This is a genomic window from Hydrogenophaga sp. (genome assembly GCF_022844385.1).
Classification (GTDB): Bacteria; Pseudomonadota; Gammaproteobacteria; order Burkholderiales; family Burkholderiaceae_C; genus Hydrogenophaga.
The window spans coordinates 1-20,946 of the sequence record NZ_JALHLX010000005.1; the positions used below are offsets into that span (position 1 = coordinate 1).

21 protein-coding genes are annotated in these 20,946 nt (G+C 61.1%); 11 read left to right on the top strand and 10 right to left on the bottom strand.

Annotated features, from left to right (window positions below; translation table 11 throughout):
* Positions 1-364 precede the first annotated feature (364 nt).
* Together Q0C59_RS01975 and Q0C59_RS01980 are read left to right on the top strand one after the other, a co-directional pair.
* The gene (locus Q0C59_RS01975) at positions 365-1,420 is read left to right on the top strand and encodes an IS630 family transposase (RefSeq protein WP_291211121.1); all 1,056 of its coding nucleotides are present in this window, start codon (positions 365-367) and stop codon (positions 1,418-1,420) included.
* Positions 1,421-1,792: 372 nt separating this feature from the next.
* Entirely contained in the window at positions 1,793-2,545 is a 753-nt protein-coding gene (locus tag Q0C59_RS01980; protein WP_291210953.1) for a class I SAM-dependent methyltransferase, read from the top strand.
* A 223-nt stretch (positions 2,546-2,768) separates the two neighbouring features.
* Here the strand turns inward: Q0C59_RS01980 and Q0C59_RS01985 are convergent, their stop codons facing one another.
* Entirely contained in the window at positions 2,769-3,422 is a 654-nt protein-coding gene (locus tag Q0C59_RS01985; RefSeq protein ID WP_291210956.1) for a TetR/AcrR family transcriptional regulator, read from the bottom strand.
* 106 nt (positions 3,423-3,528) lie between these two features.
* On the opposite strand from Q0C59_RS01985, the gene Q0C59_RS01990 reads away from it, so the two are divergent.
* Both Q0C59_RS01990 and Q0C59_RS01995 read left to right on the top strand, forming a co-directional pair.
* Positions 3,529-5,103 carry a 4-hydroxyphenylacetate 3-hydroxylase family protein gene (locus Q0C59_RS01990; protein WP_291210958.1) on the top strand — a complete coding sequence of 525 codons (1,575 nt, stop codon included), beginning with the start codon at positions 3,529-3,531 and terminating at the stop codon, positions 5,101-5,103.
* On the top strand, positions 5,104-5,490 hold the full coding sequence (locus tag Q0C59_RS01995; RefSeq protein ID WP_291210960.1) for an SgcJ/EcaC family oxidoreductase: 387 nt from the start codon (positions 5,104-5,106) through the stop codon (positions 5,488-5,490). It abuts the gene before it with no gap.
* A 316-nt stretch (positions 5,491-5,806) separates the two neighbouring features.
* Here Q0C59_RS01995 and Q0C59_RS02000 read toward each other — a convergent pair whose 3' ends face one another.
* On the bottom strand, positions 5,807-6,664 hold the full coding sequence (locus Q0C59_RS02000) for an alpha/beta hydrolase (protein ID WP_291210963.1): 858 nt from the start codon (positions 6,662-6,664) through the stop codon (positions 5,807-5,809).
* A gap of 263 nt (positions 6,665-6,927) precedes the next feature.
* A complete protein-coding gene (locus tag Q0C59_RS02005) occupies positions 6,928-8,241 on the bottom strand; it encodes an integrase family protein (protein ID WP_291210966.1) in 1,314 nt (437 codons plus the stop codon).
* Positions 8,242-8,518: 277 nt separating this feature from the next.
* On the opposite strand from Q0C59_RS02005, the gene Q0C59_RS02010 reads away from it, so the two are divergent.
* From Q0C59_RS02010 to Q0C59_RS02025, 4 genes are all read left to right on the top strand, one after another.
* Positions 8,519-8,878 (top strand): VanZ family protein, encoded by a 360-nt coding sequence (locus Q0C59_RS02010; protein WP_291210968.1) that lies wholly within the window; start codon positions 8,519-8,521, stop codon positions 8,876-8,878.
* Positions 8,879-8,899: 21 nt separating this feature from the next.
* Positions 8,900-9,670: a leucyl/phenylalanyl-tRNA--protein transferase gene (gene aat / locus Q0C59_RS02015; protein WP_291210971.1), complete on the top strand. Its 771-nt coding sequence runs from the start codon at positions 8,900-8,902 to the stop codon at positions 9,668-9,670.
* The gene (locus tag Q0C59_RS02020) at positions 9,667-10,404 is read left to right on the top strand and encodes an arginyltransferase (protein WP_291210974.1); all 738 of its coding nucleotides are present in this window, start codon (positions 9,667-9,669) and stop codon (positions 10,402-10,404) included. Before aat ends, Q0C59_RS02020 begins: the two co-directional genes overlap by 4 nt.
* Before the next feature lie 81 nt (positions 10,405-10,485).
* Positions 10,486-11,283, top strand: a complete 798-nt coding sequence (locus Q0C59_RS02025; RefSeq protein WP_069046382.1) for an IclR family transcriptional regulator — start codon at positions 10,486-10,488, stop codon at positions 11,281-11,283.
* Positions 11,284-11,348: 65 nt separating this feature from the next.
* On the opposite strand, the gene Q0C59_RS02030 is transcribed toward Q0C59_RS02025, so the two are convergent.
* The 6 genes from Q0C59_RS02030 to Q0C59_RS02055 form a co-directional block, all read right to left on the bottom strand.
* On the bottom strand, positions 11,349-12,542 hold the full coding sequence (locus Q0C59_RS02030; RefSeq protein WP_407066538.1) for a serine hydrolase: 1,194 nt from the start codon (positions 12,540-12,542) through the stop codon (positions 11,349-11,351).
* A 174-nt stretch (positions 12,543-12,716) separates the two neighbouring features.
* Positions 12,717-14,258 (bottom strand): 2-isopropylmalate synthase, encoded by a 1,542-nt coding sequence (locus Q0C59_RS02035; RefSeq protein ID WP_291210979.1) that lies wholly within the window; start codon positions 14,256-14,258, stop codon positions 12,717-12,719.
* 235 nt (positions 14,259-14,493) lie between these two features.
* Complete coding sequence (gene pssA, locus Q0C59_RS02040) at positions 14,494-15,306, bottom strand: CDP-diacylglycerol--serine O-phosphatidyltransferase (protein WP_291210982.1); 813 nt, start codon at positions 15,304-15,306, stop codon at positions 14,494-14,496.
* Between the two features lie 143 nt (positions 15,307-15,449).
* Positions 15,450-16,466, bottom strand: a complete 1,017-nt coding sequence (gene ilvC, locus Q0C59_RS02045; RefSeq protein ID WP_291210985.1) for a ketol-acid reductoisomerase — start codon at positions 16,464-16,466, stop codon at positions 15,450-15,452.
* 54 nt (positions 16,467-16,520) lie between these two features.
* The gene (gene ilvN, locus Q0C59_RS02050; RefSeq protein WP_056274670.1) at positions 16,521-17,012 is read right to left on the bottom strand and encodes an acetolactate synthase small subunit; all 492 of its coding nucleotides are present in this window, start codon (positions 17,010-17,012) and stop codon (positions 16,521-16,523) included.
* A gap of 112 nt (positions 17,013-17,124) precedes the next feature.
* Positions 17,125-18,900 (bottom strand): acetolactate synthase 3 catalytic subunit, encoded by a 1,776-nt coding sequence (locus Q0C59_RS02055; protein WP_291210988.1) that lies wholly within the window; start codon positions 18,898-18,900, stop codon positions 17,125-17,127.
* A gap of 362 nt (positions 18,901-19,262) precedes the next feature.
* Between Q0C59_RS02055 and Q0C59_RS02060 the strand changes: the two genes are divergently transcribed.
* From Q0C59_RS02060 to Q0C59_RS02070, 3 genes are read left to right on the top strand one after another with little or no spacing between them, the layout of a single operon-like run.
* Complete coding sequence (locus Q0C59_RS02060) at positions 19,263-19,763, top strand: RDD family protein (protein WP_407066539.1); 501 nt, start codon at positions 19,263-19,265, stop codon at positions 19,761-19,763.
* A gap of 4 nt (positions 19,764-19,767) precedes the next feature.
* Entirely contained in the window at positions 19,768-20,166 is a 399-nt protein-coding gene (locus tag Q0C59_RS02065; RefSeq protein ID WP_291210990.1) for a diacylglycerol kinase, read from the top strand.
* Positions 20,167-20,184: 18 nt separating this feature from the next.
* Positions 20,185-20,772 (top strand): TIGR00730 family Rossman fold protein, encoded by a 588-nt coding sequence (locus Q0C59_RS02070; RefSeq protein ID WP_291210993.1) that lies wholly within the window; start codon positions 20,185-20,187, stop codon positions 20,770-20,772.
* Between the two features lie 9 nt (positions 20,773-20,781).
* Here Q0C59_RS02070 and Q0C59_RS02075 read toward each other — a convergent pair.
* The coding region (locus tag Q0C59_RS02075; RefSeq protein ID WP_291211130.1) for a P-II family nitrogen regulator at positions 20,782-20,946 on the bottom strand (165 nt) is incomplete at its 5' end.

Below are 20,946 nucleotides of genomic sequence, written 5' to 3' on the forward strand. Positions count from 1 at the left end.
ATGCTGAACAGGCTTTCGGTGAAGGTGTCGGATCCGCGCATGCCGCATTGTCCTGCCTACGCCTTCTTCTGGATCAAGTCACGGGGTTTGCGTCGAGGTATTTCAGCAGCCTGCTAGGCGCACCCACCAGCAGCACTCGCTGCAATGACGCAAGTGGAAAATCGAAGGTCGCTTCAAGGCTGTCTGCAGCCGGCCAGGTTTTGCAGTCCAATGACAGCCGCCGCCGGAACCTGCCATTCGTCACTCTGCGAGGCGACCGACCGCTGCATCTTCAGCAGCGGCCACTCAACATCGATGGGCCGCACTAGTGGACTGTAACGTTTAAAAGGGAAGTATCATGGCAACCATTCCGCCGGAGGTTGCGATGAAACTCACGAAGAGCGAGCGCATGGAACTTCAACAGCAAGTAGCTGCGAGAAATGGCCGAGCCGATGCGGCGCGGCACGCGCGGTTGATCTTGCTGTTGGCCGACGGGCTTACCTGGTCGGAGATCCGATCCAAGCTCGACTGCAGCGACAGCTACATCGACCGGTGGAGCAAGCGGTTTGAAGCTGACCGTCTGGCCGGTCTGTTCTCTCGCCACGCTGGGCGCGAGCGCTACAAGGTGACCGATCGGCTGGAAGCTCGGGTGCTTGCACGCACCACCAAACACAAGCCGGCTGACGGCTCCACTCACTGGTCTACGCGCAAGCTGGCCGCTGAGCTGGGCGGGGACATCTCGCACATGACCGTGGCCCGCATCTGGGCCAAGCACGGTATCAAACCGCACTTGCTCGAAGGCTATCTGACATCCAACGACCCGGACTTCGAGACCAAGGCGGCTGACGTCATCGGGCTGTACCTGAACCCTCCGCAGAACGCCGTGGTGTTTAGCGTCGATGAGAAGACCGCGATTCAGGCGCTCAACCGGCTGGACCCTGTGCTGCCGCTTTCGCCGGGACGGGCCGAGCGCCATGGCTTCGAGTATTTCCGACACGGCACGCTGTCGTTGTATGCAGCCTTCAACACCAAGACCGGCGAGGTGCTGGGCAAGACTGCCACGCGCCACACCTCGGCGGAATTTGTGGCGTTTCTCACTGACATCGTGGCCAACCAGCCCAAGGGCAAAGAGATTCATGTCATCGCCGATAACCTCTCGGCCCACAAGACCAAGCAGGTTGCTGCGTTTCTCGAAATGCACAGCAACGTTCATATGCACTTCACGCCAACGTACTCGTCCTGGCTGAACCAAGTGGAGTTGTGGTTTGCCAAGATCGAACGTGATGTCATCGCACGCGGTGTCTTCACGTCCGTGCCTGACTTGAAGAGAAAGATCATGCGATACATCCGCAAGTACAACGAGCAGACCAAGCCAGTGAAGTGGAAGTACTGTGATCTGTCACGACGCATTACTCCCGATTCAATCGTTACAGTCCACTAGGTGCCGAGCGACTCCTACCCGCTAGGCAGCCGGCTCTTTGCGACCCGTTGCGGGCTTTCGACTTCATGCCGCTTACCGGTCACACCCATCATCCCATTTCTCGCTCTGGAGTGAGGGAGGCTGCCGGGTTTCGTGGTTTACTTATACCTGTATAAAAATCAGGACGTCGCGCGTAACGCGTTGATCTGGTTGTATTTTTAGAGGAATTGAGTGACCAGAATATTCCGCACCGTCCAGCTTATCCCGCATGTTCTGCGGGATACATTCGTTAGGCAGCCGACCGCAGCACAATACTAATGAAGGGGTGAAGCGAAAATGTCACCAGAAAATCAGCCCATCGACACGACGACTGCAGAGGCATATGAGAGGCACATGGTGCCGGGCATGTTTGCTCACTGGACGGAGCTTGTGATTGGCGTTGTGGCGCCGCAACCGGGAGATCAAGTGCTGGACATGGCCTGTGGCACCGGTATCGGGGCGAGGATGGCCACACGCTTCGCTGGCCCGACCGGAAACGTTATCGGCGTCGATATCGATCCAGGCGTCATCGAGGTTGCCCGGAGGTTGACGCAGGGCACAGGAACTCCAATGGAGTGGCACTGCGCAGACGCACTCCAGGTGCCATTTAAAGACGCTACGTTTGATCTCTGCCTTTGCCTTCAGGGACTTCAGTTCTTCAAAGATCGTCATGCCGGTTTCGCCGAGATTCGCCGGATGCTCAAACCATCGGGTCGACTAGCGGCGAGCATCTGGGGACCACTTGAGTACAACATAGGGCACTACGCCGTGGTTCAAGCACTGGAGAGTCAAGGGGTTGATGCCTCAGCGGCAAAGCGAGCGTGCTCCTTCTCCAATCCTGATGACATTCGCGACGCCGCTACTCGTGCAGGGTTCTCTCGGATACAACTTCGCACCGAGGATGGGGTGTCTCATTTCACGTCCATCCAATCATTCATCGACGGAATGACCCAGGGGTCTCCTTCTACTCGCCATGCCGTGGCACTTCTCCCAGAAAGTGGGCGCGATGAGTTTCTCAAACAAGTGCGCATGATGTTAGAGCCTCACGTAGCAAGTGGTGAACTCAGATACCCAATGCGCACCCATGTGTTGGTTGCCCAGCCATAGGGCATGAGAAACAAACTGGCTGCCTAACCAGCGCATGAACACGGACGCTCAACAGCGGCGCTGCGCACCGATGTTTCGCGCCGGTTATGCGCGCCGTTGAGCGACTGCATTTCCGTTTAACCGAAGGCCGCTCATGGCCGAGAGCACTGGTCCTGACCTACACCAAATAGCCGCCTCTGCAGCGACGCCTGGGCGGCCGTCTGACAGCCCCGGAGGCGGTTCACTATTTGGCTCGCGGAGAGCCTTTCACACGTTCAATGGTGCGGGCCACGTAGATCGCACAGAGCTTGGCCGGGTCTTCTTGGAACATCTTGATGCGCTTGGTGTTCTCAAGCACCAGCAGCCCGACGCATTGCGCAAAGAACGCTGTGACCTCCTCACGCGCTGTCTTAGCCGATGCGCCCAGAGCCTGGAGCGCAGACTCAAAGTGCGCCAATGAGTCGCGAAGACGGCCGTTGAGCGTCGCATTCAGCGCAGGTGTAAGCCCATGCGGGCGCATACCCCCAAAAAGATAAAAGCCCAGGTCAAGGTCGCGGGGGTTGAAAGCGTAAAACTCGTAGAACCCTAAGGCGGCACGCTCAGCCTTTTGCGATGGCGATCGGGTGCCTTCGATGCGCTGGCTTACAGCCGCATTCAGCCGCTCCAGAGACTCGGCCAGCAAGGCACCATAGATCTCTTCCTTGGCGGCAAAGTACGAGTAGATGGCGCCAGGTGTGTATCCAGCCTGCTTCGCGATTTCACGAACGCTGGCACCGTCCAGGCCGTGCTGTTCGAAAACCTCACGGGCAGCCGCAAGGATGTGGGTGCGCTTGGCATCACTCACCAAGTTCAAGCGGTCCCGGCGTTGTTGCTCACGATCGACTGCGGCTGCAGGCATGTGCTTCTCCTTGGTTGAGATCATCCCACGAAATTAAATCGTTGACAGTAGGTTAAACGCTGTTTAATCTAACGACAGATGTTTAGCACCTATTGAGGAGAGTGTCATGCTGATGTCCGCCCTTGAGTACGAAGAGTCCCTGCGCCAATACCGTCCCAAAGTCTTTGTTGATGGGCGTCGGGTGGAGTCAGTTGTGGATGAACCGGCATTTAGCCCTGGGGTCAACGCGATCGGTCTGACCTACGACTACGCGCTGCGCCCTGAATACGCGGCGATCATGACGGCCACTCAGGGCAGCAGCGGCAAGCTGGTGAACCGGCTGCTGCACATCAATACAAGTAGCGGTGACTTGCTCAACAAGCTCGAAGCCGTGCGTCTTGTATGTCAAGAAACAGGCTGCGCTCAGCGCTACCTGACCCACGACGCGCTCAATGCCATCCACCAGGTGTCCGCACGTATCGACGATGCAAAGGGCACGACGGAGCATCGGGAGAAATTCGCCGCCTATCTGCATGATGTGCAAGACCGCGATCTCACCCTGGGCATCGCCATGACCGATGCCAAAGGGGACCGTAGCAAGCGACCTCATCAACAGGGCAATGCCAACGCGTACGTCCACGTCACGCACCGTGATGGCAAGGGCATCCGCATCTCAGGCACCAAGGCGATCGTGACTGGCGCCCCCTACATGCACGAATTCCTGGTCATGCCGTGCCGCAATATGGGTCAGGAAGATGCCGACTTCGCAGTGTGCTGCGCAGTGCCTGTGGATGCAGAGGGCGTGACCATCATCGCCCGTCCTGCGGGTCGTCCCGGCGATAAGGCGGCGCTCTTCTCCAACAAGTACGGTCAGTCCACGGGCGTTGTGATGTTCGAGAACGTCTTTGTTCCTTGGGACAAGGTGTTCTACGCAGGTGAGTGGGAGCACAGCGGCTACATGACCTACAACTATGCGACGCACCATCGCCACAGTTGCATCGGCGCTCGCGCCGGTTTTGGTGACTTGCTGATCGGTGCGGGCGCCTTGATGTGCGAGGCCAACGGCTTTGATCCGGCGGAGGAACACCATTTGCGCGACCAGATGGTGGACCTCATCAAGATAACGGAGGGCTTTTACGCATGCGGTGTCGCAGCGTCTGTCTATGCCTCAGAGGACAAAGCTGCCAAGAGCTTTGTCCCTGACCCTGTGTTCTCCAACATCGGCAAACTGCTGCTCGCGACCCAGATCTACGACATGCACAAGATCGCTCACTATGTTTCAGGCGGTCTGATCGTGGCGCTGCCTGGTCCTGACGAAGATCACAATCCCGAAACAGCAGCCAAGCTCAGCGACGTGCTTCGTGCGAATCCAGCCATTCCGTATGAAAAGCGCATCGAGACAGCTCGTTTCATCGAAGACCTGACGGCGTCGTATCAGGGCGGCTGGTACTCGGTCATCAGCTTGCACGGAGGTGGGTCACCGGAAGCCATGAAGCGCGAGATTTACCGCAACTATCCTCTCGGATCTAAAGTGGACCTCGTTGAGCGGCTGTTGGATCGCGGCGTCTTGCACGACGAGAAACGGTCGATCACCCAGAACCGCCAACCAGGCAAGTGCTGCGACACCGGGTGTACCGTACCGGGTCAGCCGGTCATGGTCTCGCTCCCAGCAACTACGAAAGCCAAATCAGGGGCTATGTGAATGAATGGGAGCACTGAAGCTCGCGCGCTCATGGATCAGTGGTGCAAGGCATTCGTCGCCGCTGACGTTGAAGGCGTTCTCAGCTTGTATGCGTCGGATGCCGTGTTTCTGGGAACTTCCAGCCCCAGGATGGTCAGCACATCACAGCAGGTTCGGACCTACTTTGTCGGCGCGATGCATGAGCGCAAACCCCAAAGCGCGCAGGTGCTGGAGCTTCAACATCAAGACTTTGGCAACATGGCAGTCATCACAGCACTTGATCGCATCGAGTGGTCTGCTGCTGCAGGACCTGCTGTATCAATGGGGCGTGTCACAGTTCTTCTTCAACGTGTGGCAGACGCTTGGCAGATCGTGAACTTTCACAGATCAGAAGTGCCAAGAGTATGAATTCCTTTGATGTTTCAGCGGGGCGCGGCATGGGAGCCAGGACTTTTGGGATAGTGGCTTGAGCCTGTCTGCATCTCGCCGACCGCATGAGTTCGTTCCTTCCGGCGGCTGATATTCGATCGCGGATTGGCGGTGCAGCTTTCGAGCTGCCAAGTTGAGTGACAGCATCCCCCTCAATACCGGTCATCGATGCTGCCGCGTTGCCAGATAAGCCTATGACGGCTTCGTGCCAGGCACCGTGAACTCAGCTCCCGGCCATGACCGACGGCAATCGCTGCACAACAGTCCTCCGATCGCGGACATCCGGCCAGATCCGTCAACCGACCTCTGTCGAGCCTGTCACCTGCGCCAGGGTCTCTTGCAGTACCTCCACCAGCGTCGTCAAGCCAGGCTCTTCCACAGGAAAGTGGCCGCAGCCTTGCAGTGGAACATAGCGTGTGGGTGCGGCAATGCGCTGCAGAAAGGCCAGACTCATGGCCGTCGGTGTCCAGTGGTCCTCTGTGGGGTGGACGAGGGTGACCGGGATGCGATGGAAGGCCTCTGGCGCCACCTCGGGCATGGAAAACAGAAAGCTGGCCAGAAAACCCAGTGGCACACGGCTGCCGCCACCGCGCACGTCGTTCATGCACAGGCGTGCCAGCGCCGGCTGGTTGGCGATGGCTTTCATCGGTGCGATCCAGCGAATCGGCACGCGACAGCGAGCCAGTGCATGGCCGTTTGCCCGGGCCAATGGGGCCAGCAGCGGGCGAAGTGCCCGCACGCTGAAGGCGCCACCCCACCGTGACAGGGCGGGCCAGCAGATGGGGTTGGATGGGTCCAGCAGACATGTGACCAGCAGGTGGTCCACTGCATCTGGCACGCGGGCGCTGGCCGAGTAGCCGAGCAGGCCACCCATGCTGCCACCCAGCAGCACCAGAGGGCGGGCGTCTGCGGCGGTTTGTTCGCGCAGCAGGTCGGCCACGCAGTCCACCCAGTGGGGGTAGGTGATGGCACCCGGGTTGGGGACCTCGGTCAAGCCGTAGCCGGGCAGGTCCGGCGCCAGCACGTCAAAGCCCCTATCGGCGGCCAGTGCAGCCAGCGGCCACAAGGCACCCGAATGACCGCCAGCCCCATGAAGAAGCAGCAGGCGGGCGCCTGCATCGGGCCGAGGGATCCGCGCGAAGTGGACCCGCATGCCTCGCCAGGGCCACCAGTAGGATTCAGGCGCCTGGACGGTAGTGGCACGCTGGCGCCAAGGCTCGGGTAGGCAGGCCAGATATTCGGCAGGATTGATGGAGCGGGGCATCAGGGTGGGCAGCGTGGCGGCTCAGCGGCTTCACGGGTGGTTTCTGGGACGAGCGGGTGATGGCGTTTACACGACCAACGGCAATGGACATGAAGTGGCCTGGAACAATTGTCAGCGCCTGAAGGCCAACCACGTAAAAGCCAGCACCTCCGTCACTCAGCCCTCGACGCCGCCGCTCCTGAGTGGGAATCATCCGGCGTTGGCCGCCGAGCTGCAGCCTCTATAAAGTCAGCCACCGTCTGCCATCCAGCGCGCAGTTGCGCCTCACTCTTGCCCACGTAGTGTCCCAAGGTCACGTCACCTGCAACCGAATGGTTGAGCATTCGCTTCAGCAAACCACCTGAGACCAGCTCTTCTGCGATGCTGGCAAAGGTATCGCGCAACCCATGCCCTTGCACATGGGTTTTTGCCCTTGCATTGATCCACTTCAGCGTTTTTCGGGCATCGGTGATGGGGAACAACACTTCGTCGGGTTTTCGGCCTGCGCAGTGCTTTGATGCGATCTCAAGCGCCTGTCGGGCCAGCAACAGCTTGTGGTCACTACGGTTCTTTGTATCCCGCAACACGACCTTTCCAGCTTCACAGTCCACGTCACCCACCCTGATTGGCGGGTAGTTGTATCGCTTGTCGCCATGAATCTCTCCTCCGCGACACCCGGTCAGCAACTGGAAACGGTAGTAGTCGGCCGCGACTTGTGAGGGGGCTTTTCCGCTTGCCCGCCACCAGGCACCCAGTCGCTCCGGTGGGATTGGAGCTGGGTTCCCTTTCGCCGGTGCGAGCACGATCCGATCGCGCCCCGCCGTATCACGGCCCAGCGGATTGCCCGGCACCACGACCCCATGCCATCGCATCACCGCACGCAACACCTGCATCGCATAGTCGGCTTGCCGTTTTGAACGCTTGAGCAGCGACGAATACTGATCCCGAATGTCATCGGAAGTGAGCTTCACCAACAGCTTGTTGGCGAGCTGAAACAGCAACCCGTCTGCCAGTTTCTTGCCCGTCTTGGTTGTTTCCCCGGGTTCGACCATGGCCAGGTAGTCAGCCTTTGTGCGGGCCTTCAATGGCAGACCGTCCTTTGCCCGCCGCTTCTTGTCAACGTACTCGCGGAGTGCCTTGGCGACTGTCATGCCCTCTTGCCGGTCCATTTGCTCGCGCTCAGCTGCTTCGGCCCGCAACCGTGCCTCCTCTTGGGCTGGCCAGTCCACCCCGTCGCGAGCCAGCGCCCGGATGCGAGCGGCCTCGGCACAGGCCGTGGCGAGCTTCATTTGGCCCGGACCTTCCCCATACTCCTGCGGCAATCGATATTGGCGCTCTACATCAGACCCCTTGACGGAGTAGCGGACCAGTAAGGTGCGAACGCCATCTGGCGCGATGCGCAGCTGCAAGCCTCGGTCGAGCGTCAGCTTGTAGGGCTTCGCTTTGGCTTTGTGGGTTTCAATCGCTCTGACCGTGAGGAGCGGCATTTGCGTGTTCCGTGTCCGACTGGTGTCCGAAAAATCCTGAGATCAGATGCTACCGAGCGGGACTGCATGAAACAACAAATTCTTGTAACCCATTGATTTAGAATGGTTTTATCTCGTCCCAGGACGTCCCATAGCGTCCCAGAAAATCTGGTTTATACTGACTGTTAATCCGCAGGTCCCTGGTTCGAGTCCAGGTCGGGGAGCCACCCTAATTCCACTCAAAGGCCTTCTTGCGAAGGCCTTTGTTGTTTCTGCCTCTCTCTTCTTTGAGTGATCCATGCGTCCAACGGGCATCCAACTGATCCGCATCGCTTTCTGGTGCAGCGTCATCGTGCTGGCCGTCGCCTCGCTGGTTCCTGTGGACCTGTTGCCGCAGCAAGCGGCCACCATCTGGGACAAGGGACAGCACGCCTTCGGCTTTGGTTGGTTGGCCCTGCTTGGCTTGCTGGCCTACAGCCACAAGCCCTGGACCATGGTCATTGCATTGCTGGCGTATGGCGGCGTCATCGAGCTGCTGCAGGCTGCCACGGGCTGGCGCTACGGAGAATGGCTGGACTTCCTGGCCGATGGCATCGGTGTGTTCATCGGCGCGGCCATCTGGCTCGTCGTGCGACGCCTTTCAACACCGCAGACCTGAGGCCCGCCGCACAATAGCGGCATGTCACACGCTCCACCGAACCGCGCCCTGCCCTGGCTGGAGCCGGGCCAACCGTTTCCCCCGGTGGAGACGGCGTGGGGCCCGGGCGACCCTGCGCCGGGCCTGCTGGCTGCAGGCGGCGTGCTCGACGTGCCCTCCCTCATTGCTGCCTACTCCCGCGGCATCTTTCCCTGGTTCAGCGCCGGGCAGCCGATCCTGTGGTGGAGCACCGACCCCCGCATGGTGCTTGAGACGCGGGCGTTTCGCGTGCACCGCTCGCTGCGCAAGACGATCCAGAAGCTGCGAGTTGAAGGCCGGCTGGACATTCGCTTCGACCACGACTTCGAACGTGTGATCCGGGCCTGCGCGCACACGCCGCGCGACGGTCAGGACGGCACCTGGATCCTTCCTGCCATGGTCCAGGCCTACACAAGGCTGCACCATGCCGGCGTGGCGCACAGCGTGGAAGCGTGGATCGATGGCGAGTTGGCTGGCGGTCTCTACTGCATCAACCTCGGCGGCATGGTGTATGGCGAATCCATGTTCAGCCGCCAGAGCGATGCCTCCAAGATCGCCCTGGCCGCGCTCGTGGGCTTCTGCCGAGCCAAGGATCTGCCGCTGATCGACTGCCAGCAGAACACGCCGCACCTCGCCAGCCTGGGTGGCCAATTGATGCAGCGAGTGGCCTTCTGCCGACACGTGCACGAGGCCATGTCGCGCCCCGCGCCCCGGTGGGAATTCCAGCCCATATACTGGCAAAACGTCATCCCTGAACACCGTCGGCCAGCGTGACACACCTCAAAGAACTCCCGCTTCAGGCACTGCAGTTTTACGCGACGGCACCCTATCCCTGCAGCTATTTGCCAGGGCACCAGGCCCGCTCGCAAGTGGCCACGCCCAGCCACCTGATCCACAACGACGCCTACTCCGATCTGGTCACGCACGGCTTTCGCCGCAGTGGCATGTTCACCTACCGGCCTTACTGCGATGGGTGCCAGGCCTGTGTGCCCCTGCGTGTGCCCGTCGCGAGTTTCAAGCCCAGTCGCAGCCAGCGCAGATCCAGGCTACAGCACGCCAACCTGCAGACACGTGTGCTCAAATTGTGTTTTGTCCCTGAGCACTACCAGCTCTACCTGCGCTACCAGAACAGCCGCCACGCCGGTGGCGGCATGGACCACGACAGCATCGACCAATACACCCAGTTTTTGCTGCAGAGCCGGGTGAACTCGCGCCTGATCGAGTTCCACGAACCTGGGGTCGATGGACAAGCATCGCGTCTGAAGATGGTCTCCATCGTCGACGTGCTCAACGACGGCCTGTCGGCGGTCTACACCTTCTACGAACCCGACGACAAAGCCAGCTACGGCACCTACAGCGTGCTGTGGCAGATCGAGCAAGCCCAGGCGCTGGGCCTCCCGCACATTTACCTGGGGTACTGGATCGCCCAGAGCGGCAAGATGAACTACAAGGCCGGCTTCCAGCCGCACGAGTTGCTGCTGGACGGGCGCTGGGTTCCTGGTGCATGAAGCGCGCGGATTGTGAACGCGTCACACGTGCGCAACACGGCTTCATATTTCACCTCGTAAAATTTCGGTCACACTCACCCCATGACCAAACGCTCCGACTCCCTCCCCGCCACGCCCACGGTCCAGGTCATTGAACGCATGTTCAACCTGCTGGAGGTGCTGGCTTCCAAGGAAGAACCGGTGTCGCTGAAGGAGATCAGCGAAAAGACCGGGCTGCACCCGTCCACGGCGCATCGCATCCTCAACGATCTCACCATCGGTCGTTTCGTGGACAGACCCGAGGCCGGCAGCTACCGCCTCGGCATGCGGCTTCTGGAGTTGGGGAATCTGGTGAAGGCCCGACTGAGCGTGCGCGACGCAGCCCTGCTACCCATGCGCGAGCTGCACAAGCAGATCCAGCAACCCGTCAATCTGAGCGTGCGCCAGGGTGACGAGATCGTGTACGTCGAACGGGCCTACAGCGAACGCTCCGGGATGCAGGTTGTGCGCGCCATCGGTGGACGCGCACCATTGCACCTCACGTCGGTGGGCAAGCTCTTCCTCGCCGATGACGAACCCCAGCGCGTGCGTGCCTACGCCACCCGCACCGGCCTGGCGGGCAACACACGCAACAGCCTCACCCAATTGCCGAGCCTGGAGCGCGAACTCGCTCAGTGCCGGCAAGCCGGTCTGGCCCGGGACAACGAAGAGCTCGAACTGGGCGTTCGCTGCATGGCCGCCGGCATTTACGACGATCAGAACAAGCTGGTGGCGGGGCTGTCCATCTCGGCACCGGCAGACCGCATCGACGAGAGCTGGGTGTCGAAGCTCCGAAGCACCGCCGCTGAAATTTCGTCGGCGCTGGGGTGCTCGCGTCCAGCGGGTTTACCAGGCCGCTGAAGAGTCAAGCGCCCATGCAAAACGGTCCGCAAAGGACCGTTTTTTGTGAGAAGAGCAAAGCTCGATCAGCCCTGAGGACGAACCGCCGGGCGGGCCATTTCGGTCTGCACCTCCACCCAACGGCGCACCCGCTCTGCGTCTTGCAGGCGGCTCAGCTTGCCGGTCGAATCCAGGAACACCATGATCAGCTGGCGACCCGCCACCTTGGCCTGCATCACCAGGCAACGACCCGCCTCCGAGATGTAGCCGGTCTTTTGCAGTCCGATGTCCCAATCCGGGTTCTTGATCAGCCGGTTGGAGTTGTTGTAGTGCAGCGTGCGACGACCCAGCTCGACTTCGTGGCCGGGCGACGTGGACAGGCTGCGCAGAATAGGCCGGTCGTGAGCGACGGACACCAACGTGGCGAGATCGCGCGCACTGGACTGGTTCAGGCTCGACAAGCCCGTGGGTTCAACATAGCGGGTGTCGGCCATGCCAAGCTGTTTGGCCTTGCCGTTCATCAAACGCACGAATTCGCTCAGGCCACCTGGGTAAGTGCGTCCGAGTGCATTGGCCGCCCGGTTCTCGCTGGACATCAGGGCCAGATGCATCATTTCGCCACGCGACAAGGTACTGCCCACGGCCAGACGCGAGCTGCTGCCCTTGTGGGTGTCCACATCGTCCTGGGTGATGGTGATCAGCTCGTTCATGTCCAGATTCGCATCGGCGATCACCAGACCGGTCATGAGCTTGGTGAGCGAAGCAATCGGCAGGACCGCTGCGTCGTTCTTGCTGAACAGCACCTCGTTGGTTTCCTGGTCGATCACCAGTGCCACACTGGAGTTCAGGTCCAGGCGGTCGTTGCTGGCGCGCAGACCCAGTTGTTCACCCATGGACAGACGGGCTGGCGCAGCCACCCGCACCACCGTGGTTCTCACGACTTTGCGGGACTGACTCTTCGCGAGTTGCTGGCGAGCCACGGGTTTCTTGCCCGAGGCGATCTGCACCTTGACGCGAGAGGCGCTCTTTTTGGCGATGACGGCCTTCTTCGTGGAGTTCTTGGCCGTCGTCACCTTGCGGGTTGCGGTCTTGGCCGAAGCCGCGGAATGTTTGGTCGGCGCTTTTGCCGAGGACGATTTCTGGGCTTTCTGCGTCTTGGCCACCTTGGCCGGGCTGGTGGCCGCGCTCACCACCGCAGGCAAAACGCTCGCACCCATCCAGGCGGCGACTGTGGCGGCCAGAACCAGTTTTCGAATGCGAAAAACGCCGTTGATCATCACTTCACTCCAGCAACAGGAATTGCGCTGGAGTGAAGTGTATGCACAAAGAAAAAAACTAGCAATATCAATTGCTTGGGAAATTGTCTTAAATGATCGGTAGAACAGGTGCTACTTTTGGTGTCATTTCTGCAGTTCAAAACACTGGGCGTCCCAAGTCATTGATTTTGCTCAACTTTATCCCTGTGCTGCGACGCGGTCGAACTTGCTGTGCAGTTTGTTCAAGGCGCTCAGGTAGGCTTTGGCAGATGCAACCACGATGTCGGGATCTGCCCCCACACCGTTGACGACGCGTCCTCCGTGTTGCAAACGAACCGTGACTTCGCCCTGGCTTTCGGTCGAGCCACTCGTGATGGCATTGACCGAGTACAAGACGAGCTCTGCACCGCTTTTCACATGGATCTCGATCGCCTTCAACGACGCATCCACCGGTCCGTTGCCGTCGCTCTCGACCTGAATTTCCTGACCATCCGCCGTGAACACCACGCTGGCATGCGGACGCTCGCCGGTTTCGCTGCGCTGCTTGAGCGACACCAGGCCGTACTGCTCCTTCTCGGCAGTGACGCTTTCGTCGCTGCACAAGGCAAGGATGTCCTCGTCGAAGATCTCGCTCTTGCGATCGGCCAACTCCTTGAAGGCAGCAAACGCGGTGTTGATTTCGCCTTCGGACTCCATCTGGATTCCCAGATCCTGCAGGCGCTGCTTGAAGGCGTTGCGGCCACTGAGCTTGCCCAGCACGATCTTGTTGGCAGCCCAACCCACGTCTTCCGCACGCATGATCTCGTAGGTGTCCCGCGCCTTGAGTACACCGTCCTGGTGGATGCCGCTGGCGTGTGCAAACGCGTTGGCGCCCACCACCGCCTTGTTGGGCTGCACCACAAAGCCGGTGGTCTGGCTCACCATGCGGCTGGCCGGCACGATCTGCGTGGCGTCCACACCCACGTCCAGGCCGAAGTAGTCGCGCCGCGTGCGCACCGCCATCACGATCTCTTCGAGCGAGCAGTTGCCGGCGCGCTCGCCCAGGCCGTTGATGGTGCACTCCACCTGACGCGCACCGCCGATCTTCACGCCAGCCAGGGAGTTGGCCACCGCCATGCCGAGATCGTTGTGGCAATGCACCGACCAGATCGCCTTGTCTGAGTTGGGCACACGTTCGCGCAAGGTGCGGATGAAATCGCCGTACAGCTCGGGCACTGCGTAGCCCACCGTATCGGGGATGTTGAGCGTGGTGGCGCCTTCCTTGATCACTGCTTCCAGGACTCGACACAGGTAGTCCATGTCGCTGCGGTAGCCGTCTTCGGGGCTGAATTCGACGTCGTCCACCAGGTTGCGTGCAAAACGCACCGACTGTTTGGCCTGCTCCAGCACCTGCTCAGGCGTCATGCGCAGCTTCTTTTCCATGTGCAGCGCACTGGTGGCAATGAAGGTGTGGATGCGGGCGCGGTGCGCGCCCTTGAGTGCCTCGGCAGCACGCGAGATGTCTCGGTCGTTGGCGCGGGCCAGCGAACACACGGTGGAATCCTTGATGACATCAGCGATCGCCTTGACAGACTCGAAATCACCGTTGGAGCTGGCAGCAAATCCGGCTTCGATCACGTCCACCTTCAGGCGCTCCAACTGGCGTGCGATGCGCAGCTTTTCGTCTTTTGTCATGGACGCGCCGGGCGACTGTTCGCCGTCGCGCAAGGTGGTGTCAAAAATGATCAGTTTGTCGCTCATCTCAATGCTCCAGTGGGATGCCTCGTGGGCAGCGCTTCAAAAACCCGCAGTCCAAAACAAAAACGGCCCGCTGCGGGTGCAAACGGGCCGTTGTGAAGGAATCGCTCTCGCGTTACCGAACCTGCCCGTGAAAGACACCCAGTAGTAGCGAGAACAAAATCTTGGACATGGGCGGCAATGTAGCACAAAGCCCTCTCGGCGGGCCATTGGCAAAGGTGATCGGGCCGATGCGAACTCAGTCGTCGTGCAAGCCGCGCTCATCAGGTTCGTCAGTGGACGTGCTGATCACACTGGTCGGGCGGCCCTTGGCCTTGCGCCAAAAGTAAACCGCGTACCCCGACAGCCCATAAACCACGAACAAGGCAAACAAGACGGTGGGGGGGTGGATGTTGATCACGGCGATGGCCAGTGCCACGAGCACGATGGTTGCAAACGGCACACTCTTGCGCAGGTTCAGCTCCTTGAAGCTGTAGAACGGCACATTCGTCACCATGGTCAGGCCCGTGTAGAGCGTGAGCGCAAACATGAACCAGGTCACGTCTTGTGCCGGGATCTCCAGCTCTGTCATCAGCCAGATGAAGCCCGCCACCAAGGCGGCAGCAGCGGGCGATGGAAGTCCCTGGAAGTAGCGCTTGTCCACCACGCCGGTGTTGACGTTGAAACGCGCGAGGCGAAGGGCGGCACAGGCGCAGTAAACGAAGGCAGCGATCCATCCCCAGCGACCGAGGTCGCGCAAGGTCCATTCGTAGGCGATCAGCGCCGGCGCTGCGCCAAAGGACACCATATCGGAGAGCGAGTCCATTTGCTCACCAAATGCACTTTGCGTGTTGGTCATGCGCGCCACGCGACCATCGAGGCTGTCGAGGACCATGGCCACGAAGATGCCCACGGTGGCCAGGTCGTAACGACCGTTCATGGCCATCACCACCGAGTAGAAGCCGCCGAACAAGGCGGCCAAGGTGATCATGTTGGGCACCATGTAGATGCCCTTGGAACGCTTGGGCCTGTCTTCGTGGTGGGTGGGCTGGGGATCGGTGCCGTCGTGCATGAGGTGTGTTTGAAAGGATGCCCGGGGACACCCTTGCATGGTGCAAAGTTGCAGTGTACGGCAGTGACACTGCGGGCAGAAACGACAAAGGCCACCGAAGTGGCCTTTGGGAGAGCCGCTCGACGATGCGAGCGGGACGGGCATCAGTTGCGCGTCTGGTCCACCAGCTTGTTCTTGGCGATCCAGGGCATCATGGCGCGCAGCTGGGCGCCGACCACTTCGATCTGGTGATCGGCGGTCAGGCGGCGGCGGGCTGTCATGCTCGGGTAGTTGGTGCGGCCTTCAGAGATGAACATCTTGGCGTACTCACCCGACTGGATGCGCTTCAGCGCGTTGCGCATGGCTTCGCGGCTCTGGGCGTTGATCACTTCGGGGCCGGTCACGTACTCGCCGTATTCGGCGTTGTTCGAGATCGAATAGTTCATGTTGGCAATGCCGCCTTCGTAGATCAGATCCACGATGAGCTTGAGCTCGTGCAGGCATTCGAAGTAGGCCATCTCGGGCGCGTACCCAGCTTCCACCAGCGTCTCGTAACCCATTTTGATCAGCTCGACCGCGCCACCGCACAACACGGCCTGCTCGCCGAACAGGTCGGTCTCGGTCTCTTCCTTGAAGTTGGTCTCGATGATGCCGGCCTTGCCGCCACCGTTGGCCATGGCGTAGCTCAGCGCGAGGTCACGCGCCTTGCCGCTCTTGTCCTGGTGAATCGCAACCAGGTGAGGCACGCCGCCACCCTGGGTGTAGGTGTTGCGCACGGTGTGGCCGGGGGCCTTGGGCGCGACCATCCACACGTCCAGATCGGCACGCGGCACGACCTGGTTGTAGTGCACGTTGAAGCCGTGAGCGAAGGCGAGCGACGCGCCCGGCTTGATGTGGGGCGCCACGTTCTGGTGGTAGACCTCGGCGATCTGCTCGTCGGGCAGCAGGATCATGACCACGTCGGCCGATTTCACGGCGTCGTTCACTTCCATCACGGTCAGGCCGGCCTTGCCAACCTTGTCCCAGGAGGCGCCACCCTTGCGCAGGCCAACCACGACTTTGACGCCGCTGTCGTTGAGGTTCTGTGCGTGTGCGTGGCCCTGGCTGCCGTAGCCGAGGATGGCCACGGTCTTGCCCTTGATCAGGGACAGGTCACAGTCTTTGTCGTAGAAAACTTTCATGGGTTGCTCCGGTTGAAATGTGTTGTTCGGGGAAATTAAAACTGGGGGATTGTCTTACACGCGCAGGATGCGCTCGCCGCGACCGATGCCGCTGGCACCGGTACGCACTGTTTCGAGAATCGCAGAGCGGTCGATGGCTTCCAGGAACGCATCGTTCTTGGTCTGGTCGCCGGTGAGCTCGATGGTGTAGCTCTTCTCGGTCACGTCGATGATGCGGCCACGGAAGATGTCGGCCATGCGCTTCATCTCTTCGCGCTCCTTGCCCACCGCGCGCACCTTCACCATCATGAGCTCCCGCTCGGTGTAGGAGCCCTCGGTGAGGTCCACCACCTTGACCACCTCAATCAGGCGGTTGAGGTGTTTGGTGATCTGCTCGATGACGTCGTCCGACCCGGTGGTCTGGATTGTCATGCGGGACAGGCTGGGGTCTTCGGTCGGCGCCACGGTGAGCGACTCGATGTTGTACCCACGGGCAGAGAACAGGCCGACCACGCGGGACAGGGCCCCGGGTTCGTTTTCCAGCAAGACAGCGATGATGTGTTTCATGTGCGATTCCTCTTTTCGCCGCCCTCCCCCGCGCACGGTAATGCGCAGGCTTGGCGGACAATAGATTCGTCTGAGGGAATGAAGCAACGGCGGGCCGCTGCTTCGCGGGGGATCAGAGGTCTTCGGAACCCAGCAGCATCTCGGTGATGCCCTTGCCGGCCTTGACCATGGGGAAGACGTTCTCGGTCGGGTCGGTGCGGAAGTCCATGAACACGGTGCGGTCCTTGAGCTTGCGCGCCTCGCGAAGAGCGCCCTCCACATCCTGCGGACGTTCGATCAGCATGCCGACGTGGCCATAGGCCTCGGCGAGCTTCACGAAGTTGGGCAGTGCGTCCATGTAGCTGTGGCTGTAACGGCCTTCGTAGTCGATCTCCTGCCACTGCCGCACCATGCCGAGGTAGCGGTTGTTCAGCGCCACGATCTTGATCGGGGTGTTGTATTGCAGGCAGGTCGAGAGTTCCTGGATGCACATCTGCACCGAGCCTTCGCCGGTCACGCAGAACACCTCGCTGTCGGGCTTGGCCAGCTTGATGCCCATGGCGTAGGGAATACCCACACCCATGGTGCCGAGGCCGCCGGAGTTGATCCAGCGGCGCGGCTCGTCGAAGCGGTAGTACTGCGCGGCCCACATCTGGTGCTGGCCCACATCGGACGTGACGTACGTGTCAGCGTCCTTGGTCATGTTCCAGAGTGTCTCCACCACGTACTGCGGCTTGATCACGTCGGTGTTGCCACGGTCGTACTTCAGGCAGTCCTTGGAGCGCCAGGTCTCGATGGTGTCCCACCAGGCAGACAGCGCCTTGCCGTCGGGCTTGGTGGCGCTCTCGCGCACCATGTTGATGAGCTCGGTCAGCACGTCCTTCACATCGCCCACGATCGGCACGTCCACCTTGACGCGCTTGGAAATGCTCGACGGGTCGATGTCGATGTGGATGATCTTGCGTTCGTTCTGGGCGAAATGCTTGGGGTTGCCGATCACGCGATCGTCAAACCGCGCGCCCACGGCCAGCAACACGTCGCAGTTCTGCATCGCATTGTTGGCTTCGATCGTGCCGTGCATGCCCAGCATGCCGAGGAACTTGCGGTCCGACGCCGGGTAGGCACCCAGGCCCATCAGCGTGTTGGTGACGGGGTAACCCAGCATGTTCACCAGGGTGCGCAGTTCTTCGGTGGCGTTGCTGAGCAGCACACCGCCGCCGGTGTAGATGTACGGACGCTTGGCCGCCAGCAGCAGTTGCAGCGCCTTGCGGATCTGACCGCCGTGGCCCTTGCGCACCGGGTTGTACGAGCGCATTTCCACCGTCTCGGGGTAGCCGTGATAGGGCACCTTGTTGAACGAAACGTCTTTCGGAATATCCACCACCACGGGGCCAGGGCGGCCACTGCGCGCAATGTGAAAGGCCTTCTTCATCACCATGGCCATGTCGCGCGCATCCTTCACCAGGAAGTTGTGCTTGACGATGGGGCGCGTGATGCCGACGGTGTCGCATTCCTGGAAGGCGTCCAGACCGATCGCGGCGGTGGGCACCTGGCCGGTGACGATCACCATGGGAATGCTGTCCATGTAGGCGGTGGCGATGCCGGTGATGGCATTGGTCACGCCGGGACCCGAGGTGACGAGCGCCACGCCCACCTCACCCGTGGCGCGCGCATAGCCGTCGGCCGCGTGCACGGCCGCCTGCTCGTGGCGCACCAGCACGTGCTGAATGGTGTCCTGCTTGTAGAACGCGTCGTAGATGTGCAGCACAGCACCACCGGGGTAGCCCCAGATGTACTTGACGCCTTCGGCCTGGAGAGCCTTGACGAGGATTTCTGCGCCGCGGAGTTCTTGGGTGGCTGTGCCGGTGGCGGCAGCGGCCGAGGCCAGTTCGGCCTTGTTGATTTCCATGATGAACCTTTCGAGAATTTCTCTGACGAAATACCTTGGGTGCCTCTTGACCAACCCTTGTGGGGCGGTGTCGAGACTTGAGACCAGTGGCCATGAGCGGGCACATACCCCGCCGGACCCTGATCCGTTTGCCGTGTTTTGAAGTGCAATGCGGATTATCGCACTGCAACAAGGACTTGCGGCTTCGGCCGGGGTTGAACGCCCTGAAAAAGTGCAAGCCAAGACCGCAATGAGACAATTCGGGCCTGCGCCTCACGGGCCGAATACCTCACTTCTGCATGTCCGCCACCCTTTCCGACCCATCCCGATCCCCCGACGTCACGTCCCCCCCCGACCTGATGGCGCCCTCGTTGCGCAGGCGCATGGCCTGCTGGCTGTACGAGGGCACCTTGATGTTCGGCGTGGTGTTCCTCGTCGGCGTGCTGTTCACCACCAGCTATGTGCTGTCATCGTTCACCCAGTCGGGCAATGCGCTGGACAACCGCTACCTGCAGCAAGCCCTGGTGTTCGTGGCCTTTGGCATTTACTTCGGCTGGTTCTGGGCCAAGGGCCAGACCCTGGCCATGAAGACTTGGCACATCCGCGTGGTCGATCGACACGGCAATGCGCTGACGCAGGGTCGCGCGCTGTGGCGCTATGTGTTGTCGTGGTTGTGGCTGCTGCCACCGCTGGCCGTGGCGGGACTCATGCAGTTGTCAGGGCAGCAGCTCTCGGTGCTGCTGGTGGGGTGGGTTGTGGTCTGGGCGCTGCTCTCGCGCTTTCACGCCCAGCGCCAGTTCCTGCACGACGCGCTGGCGGGCACCCGCCTGGTGCACTTCAAACCGGTGGAGGACACCAGCAAACCCCGGCGCTGGTGGAGCTGAAACCATGAGCCCCCGCCCCGATCGAGAACCCGTCAACGCGCAAAAGCTGCGCACAGGCGCCTCGCGCATGTGGCACGCCTTCGGCTATTCGTTGGCCGGGTTGCGTTCGGGTTGGGGCGAGACCGCGTTCCGCCAGGAAGCGCTCGCTGCCATCGTCATGGTTCCGGCCGCTTTCTGGCTCGGACAGACCTGGGTGGAAACCGCCCTGCTCGCGGGCTCGGTGATGCTGGTGATGATGGTTGAACTGCTCAACACCGGCATCGAGACCGCGATTGACCGCATCGGCCCGGAGTGGCACGACCTCTCCAAGCGCGCCAAGGACATGGGCAGCGCGGCCGTGTTGCTGAGCCTGTTGCTGTGCCTGGGCATCTGGCTTGCGGCCGCCTGGGCCCGTTGGGCCTGATCCTCCGGAACGAGCCACATGACTGAACCCGCTTTTTCACTCTGCGTTTACTGCGGCTCCCGCCCGGGCGCCAACCCCGCCTTCGCCGACACGGCGCGCACCGTGGGCCAATGGATCGGCGAACACGGCGGCCAGCTGGTGTACGGCGGCGGGCGCAATGGCCTCATGGGCATCGTCGCCGACGCCACCATGGCCGCAGGTGGCCGGGCGGTCGGCATCATCCCGAAGGCGCTGGTCGAGCGGGAATGGGCGCACCAGGGTTGCACGGAACTGCACGTGGTGGACAACATGCACGAACGCAAGCGGATGATGGCGGACAAGGCCGACGCCTTTTTGGCCTTGCCGGGCGGCATCGGCACGTTTGAAGAATTCTTCGAGGTCTGGGCCTGGCGCCAGCTGGGTTACCACGACAAGCCGGTGGGGCTGCTCAACGTGGCGGGCTACTACGACGGACTGATGGCCTTCATGCGCACCGGGATGGAACAACAGTTCATGAGCGGTACGCAGATGGATCTGATCCGCGTCGACAGCGATGCAGCCAGCTTGCTGCCGGAACTGGTGCAAGCAGCGGGGCTGTCGCCCGCCGCTCGCCTTGACGCGATCTGAGAGGGCCGCTCAGACCGCGGTTTCGTCCTCTTCGCCGGTGCGGATGCGCACCACACGCTCGACCGAGGTCACGAAGATCTTGCCGTCGCCGATCTTGCCGGTGCGGGCTGCGCGAATGATCGCATCCACACAGCGCTCCACGTCCACCGTCTTCACCACCACCTCGACCTTCAC

Coding starts and splice junctions, on each gene's coding strand:
- Q0C59_RS01975 (WP_291211121.1), top strand. CDS start 365: ATGAAACTCACGAAGAGCGAGCGCATGGAACTTCAACAGCAAGTAGCT.
- Q0C59_RS01980 (WP_291210953.1), top strand. CDS start 1,793: ATGGTGCCGGGCATGTTTGCTCACTGGACGGAGCTTGTGATTGGCGTT.
- Q0C59_RS01985 (WP_291210956.1), bottom strand. CDS start 3,422: ATGCCTGCAGCCGCAGTCGATCGTGAGCAACAACGCCGGGACCGCTTG.
- Q0C59_RS01990 (WP_291210958.1), top strand. CDS start 3,529: ATGCTGATGTCCGCCCTTGAGTACGAAGAGTCCCTGCGCCAATACCGT.
- Q0C59_RS01995 (WP_291210960.1), top strand. CDS start 5,104: ATGAATGGGAGCACTGAAGCTCGCGCGCTCATGGATCAGTGGTGCAAG.
- Q0C59_RS02000 (WP_291210963.1), bottom strand. CDS start 6,664: ATGCGGGTCCACTTCGCGCGGATCCCTCGGCCCGATGCAGGCGCCCGC.
- Q0C59_RS02005 (WP_291210966.1), bottom strand. CDS start 8,241: ATGCCGCTCCTCACGGTCAGAGCGATTGAAACCCACAAAGCCAAAGCG.
- Q0C59_RS02010 (WP_291210968.1), top strand. CDS start 8,519: ATGCGTCCAACGGGCATCCAACTGATCCGCATCGCTTTCTGGTGCAGC.
- aat (WP_291210971.1), top strand. CDS start 8,900: ATGTCACACGCTCCACCGAACCGCGCCCTGCCCTGGCTGGAGCCGGGC.
- Q0C59_RS02025 (WP_069046382.1), top strand. CDS start 10,486: ATGACCAAACGCTCCGACTCCCTCCCCGCCACGCCCACGGTCCAGGTC.
- Q0C59_RS02035 (WP_291210979.1), bottom strand. CDS start 14,258: ATGAGCGACAAACTGATCATTTTTGACACCACCTTGCGCGACGGCGAA.
- pssA (WP_291210982.1), bottom strand. CDS start 15,306: ATGCACGACGGCACCGATCCCCAGCCCACCCACCACGAAGACAGGCCC.
- ilvC (WP_291210985.1), bottom strand. CDS start 16,466: ATGAAAGTTTTCTACGACAAAGACTGTGACCTGTCCCTGATCAAGGGC.
- ilvN (WP_056274670.1), bottom strand. CDS start 17,012: ATGAAACACATCATCGCTGTCTTGCTGGAAAACGAACCCGGGGCCCTG.
- Q0C59_RS02055 (WP_291210988.1), bottom strand. CDS start 18,900: ATGGAAATCAACAAGGCCGAACTGGCCTCGGCCGCTGCCGCCACCGGC.
- Q0C59_RS02060 (WP_407066539.1), top strand. CDS start 19,263: ATGGCCTGCTGGCTGTACGAGGGCACCTTGATGTTCGGCGTGGTGTTC.
- Q0C59_RS02065 (WP_291210990.1), top strand. CDS start 19,768: ATGAGCCCCCGCCCCGATCGAGAACCCGTCAACGCGCAAAAGCTGCGC.
- Q0C59_RS02070 (WP_291210993.1), top strand. CDS start 20,185: ATGACTGAACCCGCTTTTTCACTCTGCGTTTACTGCGGCTCCCGCCCG.